Source organism: Pelagicoccus sp. SDUM812002 (assembly GCF_031127835.1).
GTDB lineage: Bacteria > Verrucomicrobiota > Verrucomicrobiia > Opitutales > Opitutaceae > Pelagicoccus.
Genome location: NZ_JARXHX010000001.1, coordinates 129,123 through 148,673, shown reverse-complemented (window position 1 = coordinate 148,673; position 19,551 = coordinate 129,123). Strand labels below are relative to the sequence as shown.

The window sequence follows — 19,551 nt, the reverse complement described above, 5'->3', positions numbered from 1 at the left end:
ACAAACGCATTACCAAAATGATAAACAAACAATTTTGCATTCTAATCGCCGGAGCCGTTGCAGCAGCCACGTGGCTAACGGCGGCACCCCTCGTAAAAACTGAAATTGCGAAGGATGCTAAGTGGTTGGCCCATATTGACATGGAGGGAGTCATGAAGTCATCGTTCAGCGATATCGGTGTCGCGAAGCTCAAGGAAGTCGTCGCCAAAGCAAACCAGAGCAAGCTCAGCATCGACGTGGATCTTGTTTTGTCCGAAATCAAGTCCTTCACCGCTTACGGAGCGAGTTACACCGAGTCAGCGGGAACTGAGAGCGTAATTATTCTAAAGACGGGCAACCGATTGCAGGCGATTTTCGAAGGATTGGTCGCTCATCAAGAAATGGAGGGGACGGAGAGCCCGCTTAAGCGACTCGAAGACAAGCCCTACCAAACGTTTCTGTTAGAAGGTGAGCTCTTCTTGGCCTTTCCGAACAAGAACTACGCGATCGCGGGCAAAAACTTCGACAGCATCGAGAAAGCTTATGCCGTCATCGATGGGAAAGCGGAGAACATTGATGACCTTGACGAGAAGCTCGTCTTGAACGAGGACGCAGGATTTTTCCTGATGGTTTCGGCGAACGGGATTAACGATTTCAAGAACGTGCCTCCTCAAGCCCGCATGCTCCAGAAGACGAAGGGTGGTCAGCTCTCTATCGGCGAAGACGAAGGTGAATTCCGTGCCAATGTGATTCTGACGACGGAGGGGCCCAAGATCTCCATGCAACTTTCCCAAATAGTGAGAGGATTGCTCGCGCTAGCCTCCTTCACCCAGGTTGAAAACCAGAGTATGATGGAAGTGGTAGACAGTGTGGACGTTCAGCAAGGTGATGACTTCGTGTCTCTCGATTTCCGCTATCCAGTCGAAAAACTCATGAGCTTGATCGGTACCGCGATGGAAATGATGAACGAGCACGACCATGGCCACGACAACGGCCATGGCCAGAGCACCTCATCGATAAGCGAGTGCATGAAGGAGCTGGGGCAGGGTCAAGTGCTCGCCTACGCTGGACATGACTAGTACTTCAGTTTTTACTCCTACCCAAGCGACCGTGACCGGCTCTGTGACAAACGTTGATACCGCTCAATCCCTACCCGCAGGGAACGGAATCGACCGTGCCGGTTTCGCAGCCTTAGTGGAGGAGCATCAGGACAAGCTTCGCAACTTCCTCTTGCGCTATACGCGGAACCGACAGGATGCGGAGGACCTCACGCAAGACACCTTCGTCAAGGCCTACCGCAACATCCACCGCTACGACAACAAATACAGCTTTTCCACTTGGATATACACTATTGCCCGCCGCACAGCGTATAACCACTTCCGCGATAGCAAGCCAACCGAAGCGCTCGAATACGATATCGTCGAGTCTTCTGACACCCCTGACCTAGAAGCCTCGCGTGAGGATGAGAAGAGTTGGGTATGGAGCGCTGCCCAAAAGCTGAAACCGGACTTTCGAGAGGCGTTAAGCCTCAAGTATATCGATGACCTATCGGTCGAGGAGATTTCCAAGATCATGGGGAAGTCGCAAACGAACGTGAAAATTATTCTATTCCGAGCGCGCAACCAACTTAAGAAACTGCGGACAATCGAAAACCCGAGGGAACGCTAATGATGACGCCAATATACAAATTTCTAATCAACTGGTACCAAGCTTCAGATAAGGACCTGCCGGCTTGGCTCGAGCGTGCCTGTCGCAGCGATAAAGCTCTATCGAAAGAAAAAGCCTTTGGCGATGTCCTAACCCGTGAGCTACAGAGACGTCCTAGCCACTCAGGCAGCTTTTCTGGCGACAGCATGGCGGCCCGAGTCCTCAGACAGATCGCGGAGGAGGATTATGCCGCGGAGCAGGAAAACAGTAGATCTCCGCTATGGGGAGCTTGGATCCGAAATGCGGGGATGGCCGTGGCAGCCCTCGCGGTAGTCTTAGCTGGCTACCAATATCTGAATACGGACGACGAAATGGATGGAGAAGCCGGAGTCGTTGCAGTTGTGGAAGACAATTCCGCCTCGGATGGTATTCTAGAAATCGCCGAAGATTGGAAGAACCCGCTTGATCAGGAAATCGAATACATCGTTTCTGATGCGAAGGGAGCTCTTGGTTTTCTGGCCAATAGCTTCGTTCCTTCCAGTTATTTGCAAGAGGAGGATAAAGCCTAGGTTTGGAGAAGCTGGCCGCTTGTAAGTGGCGTCGTCAAGACCGCAACACTCACAGTGCAAGTCGTGCAAAATTGATGCTTTCCATAAAGCCCTAGTACGCTAGCGTTTGGGGATGGCTACGATTCTTGTCACGGGCGCCAGTCGAGGGATTGGCTTGGAGCTAGCATGCCAATACGCAGAAGCGGGCGACGCGGTTATTGCCACTTGCCGAGATACGGATACCGCTAAAGCACTAATCCACCTGAGCGAAAGCTACGAAAACGTGGAAGTTCAGACGTTGGATGTGGTGGATCCACTTTCGATCTTATCTCTCGCTAGCATGCTTTCGAAGCGGGGTGACAAACTGGATGCGCTCTACAGCAACGCGGGCATTGCGGTGGCGGAAAAGGTGGGCGAGTGGAGCGCCGACTCCTTCTCTGCAACTCTCGAAACAAACGTGGTCGGGCCCGCTATGATTATGCAGGCATTTATCAAAGTGATGGCACCGGGGGGCAAGATTATCAACGTCTCCTCCCGTATGGGATCCTTCGACTTCGATATCAATCTTGGGGGCGAGCTCTCCAGCTATGCGGCGAGCAAGTCAGCCCTCAACATGGTCGTGCGGCAAGTTGCCCCCTCCCTGCGGGATCGCGGGGTGATCGCGTTGGCCGTGAGTCCCGGCTGGGTGAAAACCGATATGGGAGGCCACGAGGCGACTCTAACTCCGGAAGAATCGGTTCGCACGATGATCGAGACCGTAGCGAAGCTCACCCTAGAAGACGCCGGTAGTTTTATCGAATATACAGGAGAAGAGATTCCTTGGTAGAAGAAAAAGAGCATTGTCATGGCAGTCCAACTACAATCGAAAACCAGGAGTCGCAAGGTAGCCGGAGTTTCAATGGCTCCCATGATCGACATGGTGTTTCTCCTCTTGGTCTTCTTCATGACCGCCAGCGCCATGTCCCAAGCCGGGAGTAAGCTGGAGCTGGACCTACCCGATTCACCCGAGGCGAAAGTGGCTCAGGACTTTTCGGGTCGTCTTATCTTGAGCATCGTCTCCTCTGGAAAAACCTATGTGGGAAATCGACAACTAGATGCCGAAGAGCTGTCAGAAGTTCTTGTCGCATTTAGGGAATCCGAGCCAAGTGCCAAACTGAATATTCGGGCTGCCAAGGACACGCCTTTCTCTGCGGTCAAAGCGACTATGCGCGTCGCCGCCGCGGCTGGGATCGACGACTACCTTTATGCCACCTACCAGGCGGGCTCGAACTAGAAGCGATGTCGGTTTGCATGAAACGAAAGAGTGCCAGGGATGAGGCGGGCGAGCTTCCAATCGCTCCCATGATTGACGTGGTTTTCCTGTTGCTTGTTTACTTCATGGTGAGTTCTAGCATTCAAAAGCAAGAAGCTGATATCGGATTTTCCTTACCGGCTATTGTCAAAACCAACGAACCAGTTTCTTTCCCAGACGAGCAAATGATTGAGATCGATTCCCAGGGAAAAGCTTGGGTAAATGGCTACGCCTATGACGAGCCGGACCAACTCCGCTATGTCAAATTGGCCCAGATGCTCAATCGATATCGAGAGGGTTCCGAATCCGCTCAGTCGGTCGCTCGCGTCACCATCGCTCCTTCTGACGACACGCCTCACCAAATGGTGGTACGCGTCATGGACGCCTGTCAGGCAGCTGGCTTAGACTCGGTAAGTTTTGCGGTGGAATAGGCCATTACGCAGGGCTTCTCTTACCAAAAGCGGAAAATTTCCTGTTGCTAAACGCGAGTCGATCGAAAGCCTACGCTGCATGGCGAAAAAAGCTCAAGCGACTTGGGGTGGACGTTTTTCGAAGGGGCCAGCGGAATTGATGCTGGCCTTCAGCGAATCCGTGTCTTTCGACAAACGACTTGCCCCCTACGACATCGAAGTGAACAAGGCGCATACCGCCATGCTTCAACACATCGGTCTGCTCACCAAGAAGGAGCTTCGTGAAATCCACAAAGGCCTAGACGTTCTGAGCAAGCAAATCGCAAAGGGTGAGCTGGAGTGGAAGGCTGAGTTTGAGGATGTTCATATGAACATCGAGCAAGCTCTCACCAAGATCACTCCTGCTGCGGCCAAGATGCACACTGCCCGCAGCCGTAACGATCAGGTCGCCACTGATGTTCGCCTCTTTTTCAAGGACGCCTGCTCTCAAGTTATCGCCAAGCTTCAAACATTGCTGACAGCGACCCTCGAAGTAGCTGAGCTAAACCAAGACGTATTTCTACCTGGATACACGCATCTGCAACGTGCCCAGCCTGTTTCGATTGCCCATCATCTCCTCGCCTACGTCGAAATGTTTGGCCGCGATATAAAGCGATTCGAGGAGGTACTGGAAAATGCGAATTGGTGTCCTTTAGGATCTGGCGCGATCGCTGGCACGACCTTGCCGATTGATCGTGATTTAACGGCGAAGGCCCTCGGGTTCGTAAATGCTCGCGGCAAGCCGCAGGTCACGCAAAATTCTATGGACTCGGTTGCCGATCGCGACCTCTTCCTCGATTTCGCGCATGCCTGCTCGGTAGCGGCGACTCACATTTCTCGTGTAGCTGAGGACGTCATCATTTGGAACTCTTCGGAATTTGGATACGTCGTCTTGCCGGACGCATTTTGCACCGGTTCGAGTTTGATGCCGCAAAAGAAAAACCCGGACTCCCTCGAAATTCTCCGTGGAAAGTCGGGTCGCATCATAGGGAACGAGCAATCGCTCTTCGTCATGGTCAAGGGCTTGCCGCTGACTTACAACCGCGACCTGCAAGAGGATAAGCCGCAGGTTTTCGATAGCTACGATCAAATCATGATGTGCCTCGACGTGCTCGCTGGAACCCTTGCGGGGATGGAGTTTCGAGGGGACAAATGTGCGGCTGCTGTTGCGGATCCAGCTCTGCTGGCGACGGATTTGGCGGACTATCTCGTCGACCGCGGCGTCGCCTTCCGCGATGCTCACCACGTGGTGGGCGCATTGGTAGCATTGGCAGAAAAACTCGATTGCCCGCTCCATAAGGTGCCGGACGATAAGGCGAAAGCTTTGCATCCAAAGATTGGAGACGATTGGGTTGAAGTCTTCGATTTGCAACGTGCCATGAAAGCTCGCGAGGGAACTGGTATGCCGGGTCCGAAGCAGATACGCAAGCAACTGGCTCGCTGGAAGAAACAACTTTCCTAGTCACTGCGAGAGATTAGATGGCCAAAGTTCGCCTACTAGAAGACCACGTCGCCAACCAGATTGCGGCGGGCGAGGTGATTGAGCGGCCTGCTTCGGTCGTAAAGGAACTCGTTGAGAATAGTATCGACGCGGGCGCGACGCGCATCGAAGTGGAATTTCGTAACGGGGGAACGAGCCTCATGCGCATCGAGGACAACGGTGGCGGAATGAGTCACGACGATGCTCTGTTGTCGCTGGAGCGGCATGCGACCAGCAAAATCCAGAAGGTTAAGGATCTCGATGGTCTGACGACCATGGGCTTTCGAGGAGAGGCCCTGCCTTCGATCGCTTCCGTATCCAAATTTCAGCTGCAAACACGGGAAGAGGGATCGGAAGGCGGAACTGAAATTTTGATCGACGGCGGCAAGATGCTGCACGTGCGTGACTGCGGGATGCCGCAAGGCACGCGCATGACGATCAGCAAGCTCTTCAATACCGTACCGGCTCGCCGCAAATTTCTTAAGAGCAAGACGACCGAGTCTGCCCACATTGTACAATGTGTGCGTCTCTATGCGCTCGCGCATCCAGAAATTGGATTCAGCTTGCTGGACGATGGTCGGTCGCTGTTTCAGTCGCCTGCGAATTCATCTTTAAAGAGCCGCATTGCGGAGGTGTTTGGAAAGCAAATAGCAAACAGCTTGATCGAAGTGGACGCGAGTGAGGACGGGCTTCGCATGCACGGCTATATCGGCATGCCGAACCTCTCTCGCTCCAGCCGCCACGAGATGCTGTTTTTCGTGAATAATCGGCCGGTCGAGAACAAGACGCTCAGCTACGCGCTAGTCGAGTCCTACTACGGCCATATTCCCAAGGGTCGCTATCCGGTGGCGTTTCTGTTTCTCGATATTGATCCGGAGCGGGTCGATGTGAACGTGCACCCAGCCAAGCGGGAAATAAGGTTTCGCGAGGAGGCGAAGACCCGCGGTTTTGCGGTGCGCACTTTGCTGGAAGCCTTGCGCTCAGAGTCTGATTCATTCCAGACAATCAAACCTGTCGAAGTTCGCTTGCCCAAAAACGTGGAGGCTGAGGATTCTCGGGCAGCTGCGTTTAGGTCGCGTGGAACTCCTGCAAGTTCGCAACCAGCTCGGCAGGAGCCGGTCAAACGTCGTCTTGTGCATCCGGAATCGACCGCGAACCAAAAGAGTGCTCCGGTGCCGAGCAAGCCTGCTATCCCTCCTCAGTCCCTTGATGAAAGCGTACAGGCAAGCGAACGAAACGTGGAAACAAAATCTGCAGAGCTAACACGAGAAGAGCCGGCAGAGTCAAAAAACTGGAGTTACCTAGGTTGGGCGCAGGGGGAATTCGCCACTTTCGACACAGGCGCGGGCGTGGTCTTGCTTAATTTGAGAGCGGCTCAGCAACGTATCCTTTACGAACGTATGATCAAGGAATTTGCCGCTAAGTCTGTTCGTTGCCAGAAGCTACTACTCGCCCAGCCGGTGGAATTGGATCCGGTGAGCTCTGCGGTGTTGGAAGAGAGCTTGGATTTTTTCGAGCGTCTCGGGTTTGAAGTCGCCCCGTTCGGAAGGAATTTCTTCCGCATCGAAGGGACCCCGACTTGGCTGGAGGACACCGAGGCGGAGGAGTTCGTCAAGGAAACGATCGGCCTATTGCGCCAAGGCAATGTGGCGGAAGACAAGGAAGGCGTGGCGGTGGAAATGATCGCCAAACGAGCCGCGGCCAAGCTCCGTAGACCGCGGGAAGAGCCAAGTTCGTCCGAGATAGATTCGTTGCTGGAAACGCTTTTTAACTGCGAAAAGCCGTTAACGGATCCGGAGGGGCGTCCGTCCCTGATAGAAATCTCGACGGGGGAGATCGACAAACGCTTCCAGCGTAGAATCCGTCGGAAGCACGACGAGCTGTTTTAGGATTTTGTTTCCTCTTCGTCCTTTTCTTCGACGACGACTTTTACCTCGTTTACTCGGATGCTGTTGATGATCACCGGTTCGACGGGCATGTTTTGGGCTTTCGTAGGGACCTGCGAGATCGCTTCTGCGACATCCATCCCAGAGATGACTGTGCCAAAAACAGTGTGTTTGCCGTTGAGCCATGGGGTGCCGCCGTCTTTGGTGACGATGAAAAACTGGGATCCGTTGGTGTTCGGTCCTGCGTTTGCCATGCAGAGTGTTCCGTAATCAACCGAGTTGATTAGTTCGCCGCGACCGACAATCGGTTGCTCTTTTTCCAAAGCTTCGGCGAGCTCTTCGACAGTAACGTCGTACATTGGATCAAATCCTTGAGCTTGTTGCATCTCGCCGAACAGTTTTGCTATGAATTCGATCGGGCTCTCGCCGCGGTGCTCGCGAAGGTGTGGGACGATCCATTGCTCGAATACAAACTCAGCGCGATCCTGGTCAGCAATCTCGCCTGTAAGAGGTTCGCCCTCGGTGTAAGTCTCGTCTTCGAAGGTATAGCCGGGGCCTCCGGAACCGTTACCAGCAGGGTCACCGCCTTGGATCATGAAGTCGGGGATGACGCGGTGGAAAGTGAGACCGTCGTAGAAGGGCTTTGCGGTAGAGGCGTCTTCACCCTCGGCGAGTAGCTTCGAGCCGTCGGCGAGGGCGACGAAGTTTTCCACAGTTTTAGGGGCGTCCTTGTCGAGGAGGCGAACCACGATCGGTCCCATTGAGGTGTCGATCGTGGCGTGCAGCTGAGTTTCCTTTTTGGTGCAGCCTGCGAAAAGGAATAAGAGGCTCAGAGTGGCGCTGAGAGCGATGCAGTTAATATTGGGATTTGTACGCATAAGATAGCTTGGTTTAAGGATAGGAGGCCATGGGGCAATGCGAATAAGTTAGGTTTTGCCTCATGATTAGGCCTCAAATGCCGTCTAAAAGGTTGCGCAACAACGCCAAAGCCACACCTTAATCAATGTCGGCATACCCCAGTCATTCGCCGCAAAAAGTTCAATGAAATGCCTCATCATAGGAAGTGGACGCTTCATCGCTCCCAAGCTGATCGAAGAGCTCATCTACGCGAAGCATGAGGTGGCCTTTCTTGATCAGAATCCTCCTCCGCAGTCTGTTGCTGATGAGGTAACCCATATTTTCGGGGACAAGGGTTCGCTCGCGTTCTACCGCGACGAATGCCTCGAATTTGAGCCGGACATAGCAGTGCATCTATCGGCGAATACCGGGGAGGAGGCTTCCGCTTTCCTCGAGGTGTTCCAGGGGAATGTCATGCAGACGGTTGTGACCAGCAACACCAATGTCTACTTGGCCCATGCTCGTTTAAAACGCACCGAGCCGGGAGCGTCGGTCGCAGTTCCTATTAACGAAGAGGCCGCTATCCGTACCTTGGGGATCGGCAACGAGGAGCAGGGTGATAAGAGGGACGTCGAGAAGATCATGTCCAACTCGAAGGACCCGTGCACCATCTTGCGTCTCCCTCCGGTTTATGGTCCCAATGACTATTTGCGTCGCTTCTATCCGCTCATCATTCGAATGATGGACAATCGCCCCTTTGTATTGTTGGGGGCGAGTCAGGCGTCTTGGCGCTGGACGCACGCATACGTCGATGATGTTGCGCATGCGATCGCTTTGGCTGTTCAAATGCCCGGTGAGAACCACCGTGTGTATAATGTAGGCGAGGCCAAAACCCCGACCATGAAGGAAAGGCTAGAGCACTTGGGAACCGTGTTCGGCTGGGACGGTCGCGTGAAAGTGATATCTTCGGTCGATCTACCGGACTATCTCAAATCACCTGGAGACTTCTCCCAAGACATGCTGATCGACACAAGTCTGATCAGGCAGGAACTCGGCTATAAGGAACCGACCGACTATTACGACGGACTCGCGGAGTCGGTCGAGTGGTACAAAGGTAACCCGCCCGCGGATATGGTAGGCAAGACGTTCAGTTACGCAGCAGAAGACGCTGTGGACGCGCGGGAAATTCGCGAGTGAGGGCGCTCACTCTTCAATGACTTGCGTAGAAGTTCGGGTCGTTTTGTTAACGAAAACCCAACCCTCCTCTATCTCCAGTTCGACGTCGAGCAGGCTCGTGTAATGTCGGGTCTGGCCGTATTGTTCGATCTTCTCTTCCTCGTGGACTTTTACGAACGCGTTGTGCCCGCCATTTGAATACTCGATATCCATGACTAAGGTTTGCAGGTGGACGGACTCGGCTGTCTTGAAAATATCCTCAACCATATCGAGGTAGCCCTCTCGATAGAGTATCGATCGGTTACTGTCGGTCCGGTCGACACTCGAGTAGTTGGGCGAAAAGAAACTCTTGTAGAATTCGAAGTCCTGCCGTTGTGCGGCGGCGTCGCTGAGAGCGAAAAGCTCGACGATGGTATCGTCCGTCAGTTCGCCGAGATAGTACCCGTATCCTGTACCGCTCGTTGTCTCACAGGATGTAAGCAACATAGATGATATTATGATTACGGGAAGGGCGAGGATGCGGAAAATCACGATTGCGACATTGGTAGAATTCCAATCGAGTGGCAAACTGAATAATCCCAGTCAGTTTCGCCTCGTCTCAAGCCGATTTACGATTCTTCTCCTATAATGTAAAAGCGAGCAAGTTTGGTCAGGATAATTTCCAGTTTTTCGTAATAGTCGTCCTCGGACATGTCGCCCTTTTGCGAATACAATACTTCGAGCTCTTGCTCTAGCTCGTGCCGTTGTTCCAATTGCTCGGCACTGAGTTGGTTGCTCGTGTCATTCGGAGATAGCGATAGCCTCTGGGCGAGTCGACCGTCACTGGCAGTTTGGCCCGTTTCGGTAGCTAGACGCAGACCCGAGAACAGCGTGGCTGGGGTACCTTTGCCGTCGCCATTGTCGTCGAGCAGCGCGTGTTCGCTGCTCAGCCTGCCCGCCTCCTTGTAAAAGGTCTCCACTGCGTTGGAGGCACTGAGGAAGGCTTCCAAGAGGGATACGGAATTATCCCTATCGATGTCGCTGGATTCGTCAGCGAGGGCTTGAGCGAAACGTTCGCCAAAACGCGCGTAGTTTTGTTCGGAAGGGCTACGGGTGGCTGTTATAATCACGCGGTTATCACCCGAGAGTTGGGCAATAAAAGGTGCACTCGCTGCGCCACCGTGAATGAATACCATTTCCTTGTTGATACCCTCGAGCCATTTTGCCAGTTCCGTTGCGGATAGATCTTCTCCAGGCAAGTTAAGCTTAGCTCCGCCTGCATTGAAGGTTCCATGCCCCTGGTAGACGATCCATATGCTGGATGCCTTTTCTCGCTCGGGAGAGGTTATCCAATCTCGAATTTTTTGCTTCGCTTCGGATCCCGCTGTAGCGGGGCTGACAAGGTCCACAGTGGCATCGACTTCTGCGGCGAGCTGTATCCAAAGTTCGCTTGCTTCAGAAAAACGTTCTTCGAATTCGCTGGCACCACCTGAACCTTGCATGACGAGAATGTGTTCCGTGGCCGACGTCACGGATGTGGAGATTAAAATGACTATGGCGAGGAAACCCTTCACGCGAGACCTCGCTTTCTTCTGAGTAGCCATTCGGAGAGGAAGGCTGCCAATGCTAGCAAAAAAAGCCAGTTGCGATGCCAAATCGGCTCAGACCAGGTCTCCATTATGGGCGACGATCGTTCGTTCAGAATTTCTGACAATTGATTGAGCTCGGGAATCGAGATAAGCTTTCCCCCCGTTGCTTCGGCGAGTCCTTGCAAATAGGATACATTGGGAGAGAGGGAGCTAAGCTCCTCGACCATGGGCTGATAAACCCAAGCTGTTTCGGCCTCTCCGATGGATCGTCCTTCTAGGTCCGTCACGCTCACAGTGGCGAGGTAAGCCCCTGACTCGCCTATGGCGACTGTACTCCGATACTGTCCTTGGACGTTGGATACTCGGTCCATCTTATATTCACGAATCTCTTCTTCCTTGTCGGCCCTGCGAATGGTCAATTTAGCTTGGCCCGTTTCCAGCGGGCTGAAGTCGTCATTACGTGCGATCGCAGTCAAGGTCACGGTGGAGTCGGAAGCGTCTTTGGAGGTAAGTTCCACTTTGTTCGGATTGTCTTTGACCAACCACCGCGAGATCTGGCGCCAGAATTGAGCGAGGTCTGCTTGCGTGCTGGGCGTTTGCATACCCCACCGCCAGAAGTCACCGACCCCAACAGTAGCCACTCTACCAAGACCGAAACGCCTGGTGACGAGGGCTGGGTAAGTTTCTGTAGAGAGCGTTTCAATCGTAGCCAGCGTTTCTGCGCCTGGCTTAATGCGACTTGGAGTATTGAATACTCTAAAGCCCGGCATCTCTTGCATTCGCATACGTTCTTCTGTCTCGAAAGGACGGATACGTACCCACGGCTCCACCCATCCGCTTCGAGTCAGGTCCCAGCGAGCTAGCTGCTCGTTGGGGATAGAGGCTCCAGCACCATCCAGGTACAACGGGAGTACTTGAGCTATCGGAGTATTTTGGTAGTTACCATCCTCTAGAGCGTTCACGCCACCCAGAATCAGCAAGCCGCCGCCGCGTTGCTTAACGAAATCGCGGATCAAGGTATGTTGGGCGAAGGAAAAGAAGTCAGCTTCTAGGTCATCGATGATGATTGCGTCGTAGGCGAAGAGTTCTTCTGCTTCGTCGGGAAAGCCGGTTTTTAGCTCATTCGCGTCTCGTGCGTTCATTCGAATGAGGACTGCCTCGTCATAGCGTTCCGTTTCGTCTTCCCTTCCAAATCCCCGGTAGAGTGAGTTGGAATTTTCGCCCGCGCGACCCTTGAACTCAAACTTGGGCTCGCGGCTAGCTACCCGAAGGAGGCCCACTAAGTCCAGTTGCGGATCGGCCGACAGAGCTCGGTTCAAAAACTTGTATTCCCAATTCGGTCGACCGGTCGCATAAAGAATCCGATAAGTATCCTTTCCGCGGTTAACGGCAAAAAGTTGACGGTTATTATCGACTGTCGCCTCGATCCAATCTGGATCCTCCGCTTGAGTAGAAAGTTCGAAGAAGTCGATTCCGCCTGTAGCCGATTTCCATTCGAAGGCATAGTCGCTCTCCTCGCCGATGGTTTTAACAGTTTCATCGATGGACTTTGCGGAACCGCTGTTCAGCGATATGTTAGTGCCGATTCGTTTGAGTTTCGTGCGAACTGCAGTTTCAGCAGAAGGGCTTTTGATGAGTTTCGCTGTCACGCGAACGGGCGAGTCTCCAAAAGCCGACTGGTTTACTATTACATCGCGTATTGAAATATCGGCGACCTGGGATGCTGAGCCTACTACGACCGGATAGATAGGTGGTAGCTTCTCAAGTTGCTCTGCTGGAAGAGAGTAGTCTGTGGTAATTCCGTCGCTGAAGAGAACGATGCCCGCCACTGGCTTGTTCTCAAGCCGCTCCGCAAGTCCCTGCAATGATGTGCTTATGTTGCTTTGTTCACCGGTGAAATCGAGGGTGTCAAAGGCGGCGGTGCGCCGAGTCTGCGAATCGAAAAGGTAGCTGCGGACTTGGAAGTCCTCTTTTAACTGTGCGATCCAGGGGTAGCTGGTTTCGGATAGAACCGACTGAAGCTCTTTGCCGCGATTTTCAATTGAGTCGCGGTCCTTGATGGCGAGCCCTTTGCTGTTGTCGGCGAGGAGTGCAACGATGTTTGCCCCCTGCGCAGGACGTTCGCTTATGATTTGTGGATCAGCTATCGCGAATGCGACGAAGAGGATGCCGAGAACGCGAAATGAGATGGCGAAAATGCGAGCTGCTCCGAAGGGTCGGTCTATGCTTCGCCAAGAGAACCATGCGAGCGGCAGCAGGGCAATCAATGCGACCACGAAGGCGAGCCAAGGAATGTTACTTGAGAAAACCATGCCTTTAGTCGTCTCCTAACGATTCGTAATAACTACGAACGATATTGTTGTACTCTTCAGGCACAGGGTCGCGATCAATTGCTTGTAGCGTATCGGAACCTTGGGTGCGAATAAGCTCTTCAGCTAGCCAGGCTCTTACTTCGTTGAGCGGATCGGTAATTTGTCCTTCGATCATATCCCACTGGGGAAGCTCTCCATGTCGCTTGAAGTCACGGCGCATGCTTTCGGCAGTTTCCCGAGCCTCGCTGACGCGTGCTCGGACGTTTGGCTCCTCAAGGAGCGATTCCACCGTGTTCAAGCGATCGATCCACTCGCTGAATGAACCACCGGTCAAGGGACCTTGTTGAGCTTGTTCGAAATCAGAAAACGCATCTCTCAGTTGCTCGCCGAGGTTTGGCGTGGATCCGCCTCCGGATCCGCCTCTCTGTGGCTGAGTGTTGTTGGCTTGTTGAGATTGTCCTGATGGCTGGCCCTCGGATTGGCTTTGTGGCTGGCCCTGTGACTGAGCTTGTGACTGATTTTGCGACTGGCGTTCCGACTCAAGCTGTTGGTTTAGCGATTCGATTTCAGATTGGGCGAATTGCATGGTGGCAGCTTCGTTACCTAAAACGCTCTCGGCGGCATCGGAAATTGATTCGCTTAACTGCTCAATGCTTTCGGACAAGCCTCTTTGGCCTCCTCGAGCTTCGTCTATGAACCCCTGTCTTACGTAGAGTGAGCTTTCATCGTAACGTTCCTCGTAGCGGGATGTGTTGTTGTCGCGAAGAATCTGATACAGGTCGCGGAATAAACCGGGCTCAACGTTTTCCGCCGCTTCAGCTATCTCGCGCACTTGATCAAGTAGGCTTTTCAATTCCCGCGATTGCTGCTCGATGTCTTGAGCCAGAGATTCACGCTCCTCCGTGTCATCTAGTTTGCCGCGGGACGTCTTCACGAAATCATCGATTTGCTGCTCCAATTGTTCCTGGGTCTCCGAAAGCTGCTTCGCCTGCGAGCGAGCTTCGCGCAATGCTTCAGAGAACTCGCTACTATTGGCTTCGCGCATCTGGTCGCGGCTTTGGTCCAAGGTGTTGCGGGCTCGGGTACCTGAGGCGAGAGCCTGCGAGACTTGTCCGTCCTCAAGTTCCTCCTTTGCCTCGCGCATGTTCTCGCGGGCTTGTTCCAACTGTTCGCGAACTTGGCGGGTACTTTGTCGGTTGCCAGCTTGACGAATAGCCTCGTCGGCGTCGGCGAGCATTTGCTGCTGCTCCTCTTCCAAGCGTTTGAGCTCCCGCTCGATGCGTTGCCGCTCCTCTTCCGATTTTGCGTTGGCTAGTTCGCCCTGCATTTCTTGAAGCCGTTCGTTGATGTCATCCTGTCTGCGGGATAGTTCGCTGAGTTTCGAGATCAGTTCCAAATCCTTTCTTTCATCCGGAGAGGTGAGGGCTTGGGCTTGGCTGGCCGTTTCGTATCGGCTGTCCTCAGTTCGAAAATCGAGCTCGTTGATTTGGGCTTGATTGCGGGACGGACCGCCGCCACCGCCTTGTTGCGAATTCTGAGACCGTGATACGTTAAACTCGTCGTCCCCCAGCTTCACCAATTTGTCGTAAGCACTTTGGGCGTCGCTCCAGGCCAACTCGAGTGGCTCGAGGCTTGGCCGATCAATAGCTTGGCTAAGGCCGACGTCGACACCCTCCATGAAGCGTTGTGCCTCGGAAGCGTACTGCCGTGAACTCGCCTCACGCAGTTGGGGGACGAGTTGCTGAAGTTCCTCTAAAGCTTCGACTTGGCTTAACTGAACGACGTCGAGATTATCCGATTCTGACTCTGCGTCCGTCGCAGCATTCTTGATACGAAATAGGGAGATGGCGATTCGCCTTTGCTTCTCTAAGAGCTCCATGCCTTGTTCGGAGGTTTCGCCTTGTCCACCGCCACCCTGATCTTGCTCTCTGAATATCTCATCGAAATTTCGCACATCGGCGAAATATAGGTCTCCAGTGGTGCGGCGCACGGCTCCGTCTGGGCCGAAATCGGTCGCCCATAGGTACCAACTGAAAATGTCCTTTGGCTGTACGGAGTGTTCTTCCAAGTTGAGGAGATAGTTCAATTCGTCTTCGAAAGTGTCGGGAGCAGCTTTTTCGTTCGCTAAGGAAAAGCTGTTTGGTTCTTCCCCAGAAAATGCGAATCCGATTCCGTAATCTAGGAGTCCGAAGTCATCGCTCACGTTTCCGCTGAAAAGTACTTCCTCGAGGGGAGACACTCGCAAGTCTCCACGGGGTGACTCTACCCGTAAATTGGGACGTTTGTTTTCGATCGAGTCGATTTGTATTTCTGCGGGGTATTCGTTGAAACGTCCCGCTTCGTCTTGCAGATGCAGAGTGTAGCTCTCAGAACGATTTAGGACCGATTCCAATAAGAACTGAGTTTTGTATTCATTGTTCGGATTCAGGCTAACGCGTTCACCTCTTTTATTCTCCAGGTAAGCGTCTTGGACGGGCTTGTTGGTATTGAAGGTGTAGGAGAGTCGGGTTCCCTCTATCGCGGACAGGCGCAGTGTATCCATGACCTTGCGACTTTTCCAACCTGTGTATTCTGGGAATTTTAGCACTGCATCTGCCGTTACGAGCTTAGGTAGATCGTAAACAGATATATGGTGGGTTTCGCTAACACTATCTCGGTAGCGAATACGATAAGCGATTGTTTCCTCGATTCCCTGGAGAGAATAAGCGAATACTGGATCCGAAAGACTCTGGGCCATGCGAATCGTAGAGGACGCCTCGGTATTGGATGGGACAAGCTCTAGCTCGACGCCATCGGGCAGACGTCCCTCGAAGCGAGCAGTGACGACGATAGACGAACCGCGTTGGATCTCGATGTTGCCAGGCTCGATTAAAACTGAGCTTGCTACTTCGGGTGACTGCGCAAATTCCTCGTTAATTGAGTCAGACCACTTGCTGGCTTGGAAGCACGCGTAGAGGCTAAATGCCAAGATTGAAAGTGCCCCAATGTGCGAGAGAGCGCCTTTCAGGGAATCAGGCTTTCCGATGTTCTCCCATTCGGGCACACTTTCTGATGCTAAGGCTTGGTTTATTACTTGAGTGGAAAAGAAGCCTGAGTCGCCTGCGAGATTCTGCTGGACCGCGGTAATGAGAGATTGGTTGAGATTGGGGTTTTTCTTTTCGATAGCGCGAGCGGCCTCTAGATAATCAATTCCAATATGATTCTCTCGCCTGTACGAAAGCACCAGAAATAAGGTAGTGGCCAGTATCCCGACAATCGCGGCAAAGTCGGATAGACTAGGAAAGAGGTAAGCGATTGACGCAGCGAGAGCGCACGCAGCAAAGGCCTTCAGGAAAGCCTTCGTTCGGATTTGGATACGTTCTCTGTCACGAATTCGAAGGGCCACTGGATAAAGTTCCCGTCGCAGTTTTGCGTGAGACAAATGAGACTGTTCTTGTATCGTTTCTTTCATTACGTCGTGGCCTCCCTTCCGCGTGGTGAAGTAATTGCTAGTACGCTTTCGACGGCGAGTAGTCCCAAAACGACCCATAGTAGCCATTGCCAAATCTGCTGGCGTTCCTCGATGTTTGCAGCGGATTCTCTGTCCGAGTTGATTCGAATACGTTCGACCTGAGCGCGAGTGATGGATTCGTCAAACTCCGGCAGTCCAAGCTGGTCCCAAGCGTCTTGGGAAATCGAATTTGTTTTGCTTTCTTCAAGAACAGGTTGAAAGGCCACCCAACGGTTCGACTGTCCTCGGACTGGATAGATCCCTACCGACTCAATCTGTTGGTCGGAGGTGAGACTTTGGTAGCGATCGACGTTTTCCTTGGTTACTTGAACATTGCTAGCGAAGGCAGGGCCTCCTGATGCTCCGAGAATGAAACGATGAAGGAAGGGAATGAACTTGCTCGATAAAACCCACTGGGAGTCTGCGGGGTCCCAACTTCCAGTCCAAACGTAAAGAGTCCCTTCGCTAATTGGCAAGGAACTCAGAAGAGGTGTTTTGTCATCGAAGCGGGCAAGGATGGTTGCGCTGTCTGGAGTTGCCATCTCAGGTGCCTTCCAGATATTGATATTTGCAAAATTGCTGTAGCGGGGTGAAGCGAAAGGCGCGAAAAGGGGATGCCCGAAATCGACTTCGCCGATCAGGAGAGACTTCGCCCGAGGACGATCGCTAATCACCCACGCGTCGTTTCCCGTTAGAGCACGAAGCGTATCGGAAATATCGATACTGCGAGCGAGAATGAGAGCTGACTTTCCGCTCCCGATTTCAGCTCGAATAGCGCTTGTTTCGTCTGCCGAGAGACTGCGGTCGATCAGGAAAGCGTCATTGCCGGAACTCGTAGGAGTTTGGGTGTCTATCTGAGTGCGCGGACTCTCGAACCCCTGGACTCCTTTGGCGACGAAATATGGAGCGGCTTTTTCGGCGCTCGTCGTATCGGAGCTGAGTAATCCGATCGTGACTTCAGGGATGTATTCGGGAGCTATTGGCAGCAGGTTGTCGAACTCCTGCTGGTCGCCTTCGAGCCGGATGGAGATCGGAGAGTTTAGAAGGCTTTGCTCGATCGGAAGCGAAACGATCTTTTGGGCTTCATCTTCGATAACGACCTCTAGAGTCTGCCCGATGGTTTCGCCCGTAACCGCGTTTTCGATAGAGATTGTCGCGAGGCTCTTGCTCTGCGGCTGGGTGGTGGTTACAACGATTTGAACTACCGATTGGCCGTCCTCGGTTTCGGTCCCATGTAGCCAGCGAAGACTCAGGTTAGGTCCCGAAACAGCTGGTTGAACTTCGACCTTCGTCAAACGCATGGCCGTTGGCCAGTCAATGAGCTCGATCCCATTTAGGCTCGTTCCCTCTGCGAAGTCAGAAATAATGTAAACCTCGCCGTATCCTGGAGCTGATGACAACTCCCTCAGTCCTTCTATTTCCGATACGGCCTCGCTAATCGCCAAGTCGATTTCTCCAGGATAATTAAGTGGCTTCCAATTTCGCAGTTGCTCTACGACAAAGGCTTTTCGGTTCTCAGTAGAGAGGTCTAACCACTGCTCGTTAGAGAGAATGGGTGCAATCCTGTCAGTAAATCCGAATACAGAAAGTTGGTCTTTGGGTTTTAGGGCTTCGACAATTGAGATTGCTTCTTCAATTACTCCTTGAGCGACACCAGTTCTGTTCATGCTCGCGCTTTGGTCGAGCGCGATGACCACATCGCGCCGGATTTCGTTCGAGCTCGTGTTTTGTGAGGAGGTAGGAATGAAGGGACGGGCGAATGCGAAAGCGAGCAGAGCAATGATGAGGCAACGAATCAGCAGTAGCCAAGGGTTTTGGACTCGACGACTGGTTTGATGCTTTGGTTGGCTGGGTTCCAATAAATCGGTGGAACTGAAGACGACGCGATTACGCGGCGCCTGACGCATCAGGTGAAAAAGTATAGGCCCCGCCACGAGAGCGATTCCGATCAAAAAGAAGGGAGCGAGAAAACTCATGGACGTGAGCGATTGGCTCCCCTCAAGTTTCGTACGAAGTCCAAGAGCGACTGGTCGAGTGCTTGGTCTGTAGTGATAGTTTGGTGACGGACACCTGCAGAGCGGAACACTTCCAACAACCTACTTTGCCGACTGGCAAAGCGATCTTGGTAACGGCTCTTTAGGGACTCTGGGTCGACGTAAAGGGTTTCACCCGACTCGATGTCCTCCCAGTATGCAGGCTTGCCGAAGTCCAGATTGACCTCAGCAGGATCGAGCACTTGTAAGGCTCTCACGTCGTGCCCCATGGCAGTCAAGTGTGCCAGAGATTGATGCCATTGTTCCGGATCCGAAAGAAAGTCGGATATCAAAATAACGAGTCCGCGCTTGCGGCACAGTCGTCCGATAGACTGCAGCGACTTTTCTATATTGGTGGATAGGCCTTGCGAAGCTTGCTCGAGTAGGGCAAAGACCCGTTTCAAATGGCCCGGACGCCATCGAGCGGGAAGATAATTGTTAACATCTTCGTCGAAACGGGCAAGCCCGACGATATCGCGCTGTTGGAGCAGGAAGTAGGAAAGTGTAGCTGCGAGTGTCTTTGCGTATTCAGTCTTGGGGTACACTCCGGAAGCGAAGTTCATGGACTTGCTTGAATCGAGAGCGATAGTGCAACGTAAGTTCGTTTCGTCTTCGAAGATCTTGAGGTACTCACGATCTGTGCGAGCGAGAGCCTTCCAATCCAAATAGCGCAAGTCGTCTCCTGGGCTGTACTGCCGATACTCGGAAAATTCGACCGAGAAGCCATGATAGGGACTTCGGTGCAGTCCAGACCAAAGGCCGTCCACCACGATGCGTGCACGCAGCTCGAGGTCGCGGATGGCGAGCAAGGCTTCGGGATCGATACTGGTGGCTGATTGCGGCACGATGTTTTTA

The 19,551-nt window shown here is 53.0% G+C and carries 16 protein-coding genes; 9 read left to right on the top strand and 7 right to left on the bottom strand.

What is annotated here, in order from left to right:
• Window positions 1-17: 17 nt before the first annotated feature.
• The 8 genes from QEH53_RS00595 to mutL all read left to right on the top strand — a co-directional run bounded on the left by QEH53_RS00595 (window position 18) and on the right by mutL (window position 7,283).
• A complete protein-coding gene (locus tag QEH53_RS00595) occupies window positions 18-1,058 on the top strand; it encodes a hypothetical protein (RefSeq protein ID WP_309021171.1) in 1,041 nt (346 codons plus the stop codon).
• The gene (locus QEH53_RS00590) at window positions 1,051-1,647 is read left to right on the top strand and encodes an RNA polymerase sigma factor (protein ID WP_309021170.1); all 597 of its coding nucleotides are present in this window, start codon (window positions 1,051-1,053) and stop codon (window positions 1,645-1,647) included. The genes QEH53_RS00595 and QEH53_RS00590 overlap by 8 nt, the downstream gene beginning before the upstream one ends.
• Window positions 1,647-2,195 (top strand): hypothetical protein, encoded by a 549-nt coding sequence (locus tag QEH53_RS00585; RefSeq protein ID WP_309021169.1) that lies wholly within the window; start codon window positions 1,647-1,649, stop codon window positions 2,193-2,195. The genes QEH53_RS00590 and QEH53_RS00585 overlap by 1 nt, the downstream gene beginning before the upstream one ends.
• 112 nt (window positions 2,196-2,307) lie before the next feature.
• Window positions 2,308-3,000: an SDR family oxidoreductase gene (locus QEH53_RS00580; protein ID WP_309021168.1), complete on the top strand. Its 693-nt coding sequence runs from the start codon at window positions 2,308-2,310 to the stop codon at window positions 2,998-3,000.
• Between the two features lie 18 nt (window positions 3,001-3,018).
• A complete protein-coding gene (locus QEH53_RS00575; protein ID WP_309021167.1) occupies window positions 3,019-3,447 on the top strand; it encodes a biopolymer transporter ExbD in 429 nt (142 codons plus the stop codon).
• Between the two features lie 17 nt (window positions 3,448-3,464).
• Window positions 3,465-3,896: a biopolymer transporter ExbD gene (locus QEH53_RS00570; RefSeq protein ID WP_309021166.1), complete on the top strand. Its 432-nt coding sequence runs from the start codon at window positions 3,465-3,467 to the stop codon at window positions 3,894-3,896.
• A 79-nt stretch (window positions 3,897-3,975) separates the two neighbouring features.
• Window positions 3,976-5,376 (top strand): argininosuccinate lyase, encoded by a 1,401-nt coding sequence (gene argH / locus QEH53_RS00565; protein ID WP_309021165.1) that lies wholly within the window; start codon window positions 3,976-3,978, stop codon window positions 5,374-5,376.
• Window positions 5,377-5,393: 17 nt separating this feature from the next.
• The gene (gene mutL / locus QEH53_RS00560; RefSeq protein WP_309021164.1) at window positions 5,394-7,283 is read left to right on the top strand and encodes a DNA mismatch repair endonuclease MutL; all 1,890 of its coding nucleotides are present in this window, start codon (window positions 5,394-5,396) and stop codon (window positions 7,281-7,283) included.
• Here mutL and QEH53_RS00555 read toward each other — a convergent pair.
• Window positions 7,280-8,158 (bottom strand): peptidylprolyl isomerase, encoded by an 879-nt coding sequence (locus QEH53_RS00555; protein WP_309021163.1) that lies wholly within the window; start codon window positions 8,156-8,158, stop codon window positions 7,280-7,282. The genes mutL and QEH53_RS00555 overlap by 4 nt on opposite strands.
• 163 nt (window positions 8,159-8,321) lie before the next feature.
• On the opposite strand from QEH53_RS00555, the gene QEH53_RS00550 reads away from it, so the two are divergent.
• On the top strand, window positions 8,322-9,314 hold the full coding sequence (locus QEH53_RS00550) for an NAD-dependent epimerase/dehydratase family protein (protein WP_309021162.1): 993 nt from the start codon (window positions 8,322-8,324) through the stop codon (window positions 9,312-9,314).
• Window positions 9,315-9,320: 6 nt separating this feature from the next.
• On the opposite strand, the gene QEH53_RS00545 is transcribed toward QEH53_RS00550, so the two are convergent.
• The 6 genes from QEH53_RS00545 to QEH53_RS00520 all read right to left on the bottom strand — a co-directional run bounded on the left by QEH53_RS00545 (window position 9,321) and on the right by QEH53_RS00520 (window position 19,541).
• Window positions 9,321-9,824 carry a nuclear transport factor 2 family protein gene (locus QEH53_RS00545; RefSeq protein ID WP_309021161.1) on the bottom strand — a complete coding sequence of 168 codons (504 nt, stop codon included), beginning with the start codon at window positions 9,822-9,824 and terminating at the stop codon, window positions 9,321-9,323.
• Between the two features lie 77 nt (window positions 9,825-9,901).
• Window positions 9,902-10,876 (bottom strand): hypothetical protein, encoded by a 975-nt coding sequence (locus tag QEH53_RS00540; RefSeq protein ID WP_309021160.1) that lies wholly within the window; start codon window positions 10,874-10,876, stop codon window positions 9,902-9,904.
• Window positions 10,843-13,173 carry a hypothetical protein gene (locus QEH53_RS00535; protein WP_309021159.1) on the bottom strand — a complete coding sequence of 777 codons (2,331 nt, stop codon included), beginning with the start codon at window positions 13,171-13,173 and terminating at the stop codon, window positions 10,843-10,845. Before QEH53_RS00535 ends, QEH53_RS00540 begins: the two co-directional genes overlap by 34 nt.
• Window positions 13,174-13,177: 4 nt before the next feature.
• Window positions 13,178-16,624, bottom strand: a complete 3,447-nt coding sequence (locus QEH53_RS00530) for a hypothetical protein (protein WP_309021158.1) — start codon at window positions 16,622-16,624, stop codon at window positions 13,178-13,180.
• Window positions 16,624-18,639: a BatA domain-containing protein gene (locus QEH53_RS00525; RefSeq protein ID WP_309021157.1), complete on the bottom strand. Its 2,016-nt coding sequence runs from the start codon at window positions 18,637-18,639 to the stop codon at window positions 16,624-16,626. The genes QEH53_RS00530 and QEH53_RS00525 overlap by 1 nt, the downstream gene beginning before the upstream one ends.
• Window positions 18,636-19,541 (bottom strand): DUF58 domain-containing protein, encoded by a 906-nt coding sequence (locus tag QEH53_RS00520; protein WP_309021156.1) that lies wholly within the window; start codon window positions 19,539-19,541, stop codon window positions 18,636-18,638. The genes QEH53_RS00525 and QEH53_RS00520 overlap by 4 nt, the downstream gene beginning before the upstream one ends.
• Between the last annotated feature and the right edge of the window lie 10 nt (window positions 19,542-19,551).

Excerpts from the sequence above, each read along its gene's own strand:
- mutL (WP_309021164.1), top strand. The coding sequence starts at position 5,394 with ATGGCCAAAGTTCGCCTACTAGAAGACCACGTCGCCAACCAGATTGCG.
- QEH53_RS00590 (WP_309021170.1), top strand. The coding sequence starts at position 1,051 with ATGACTAGTACTTCAGTTTTTACTCCTACCCAAGCGACCGTGACCGGC.
- QEH53_RS00555 (WP_309021163.1), bottom strand. The coding sequence starts at position 8,158 with ATGCGTACAAATCCCAATATTAACTGCATCGCTCTCAGCGCCACTCTG.
- QEH53_RS00570 (WP_309021166.1), top strand. The coding sequence starts at position 3,465 with ATGAAACGAAAGAGTGCCAGGGATGAGGCGGGCGAGCTTCCAATCGCT.
- QEH53_RS00535 (WP_309021159.1), bottom strand. The coding sequence starts at position 13,173 with ATGGTTTTCTCAAGTAACATTCCTTGGCTCGCCTTCGTGGTCGCATTG.
- QEH53_RS00575 (WP_309021167.1), top strand. The coding sequence starts at position 3,019 with ATGGCAGTCCAACTACAATCGAAAACCAGGAGTCGCAAGGTAGCCGGA.
- QEH53_RS00540 (WP_309021160.1), bottom strand. The coding sequence starts at position 10,876 with ATGGCTACTCAGAAGAAAGCGAGGTCTCGCGTGAAGGGTTTCCTCGCC.
- QEH53_RS00585 (WP_309021169.1), top strand. The coding sequence starts at position 1,647 with ATGATGACGCCAATATACAAATTTCTAATCAACTGGTACCAAGCTTCA.
- QEH53_RS00530 (WP_309021158.1), bottom strand. The coding sequence starts at position 16,624 with ATGAAAGAAACGATACAAGAACAGTCTCATTTGTCTCACGCAAAACTG.
- QEH53_RS00595 (WP_309021171.1), top strand. The coding sequence starts at position 18 with ATGATAAACAAACAATTTTGCATTCTAATCGCCGGAGCCGTTGCAGCA.
- QEH53_RS00580 (WP_309021168.1), top strand. The coding sequence starts at position 2,308 with ATGGCTACGATTCTTGTCACGGGCGCCAGTCGAGGGATTGGCTTGGAG.
- QEH53_RS00550 (WP_309021162.1), top strand. The coding sequence starts at position 8,322 with ATGAAATGCCTCATCATAGGAAGTGGACGCTTCATCGCTCCCAAGCTG.
- QEH53_RS00525 (WP_309021157.1), bottom strand. The coding sequence starts at position 18,639 with ATGAGTTTTCTCGCTCCCTTCTTTTTGATCGGAATCGCTCTCGTGGCG.
- argH (WP_309021165.1), top strand. The coding sequence starts at position 3,976 with ATGGCGAAAAAAGCTCAAGCGACTTGGGGTGGACGTTTTTCGAAGGGG.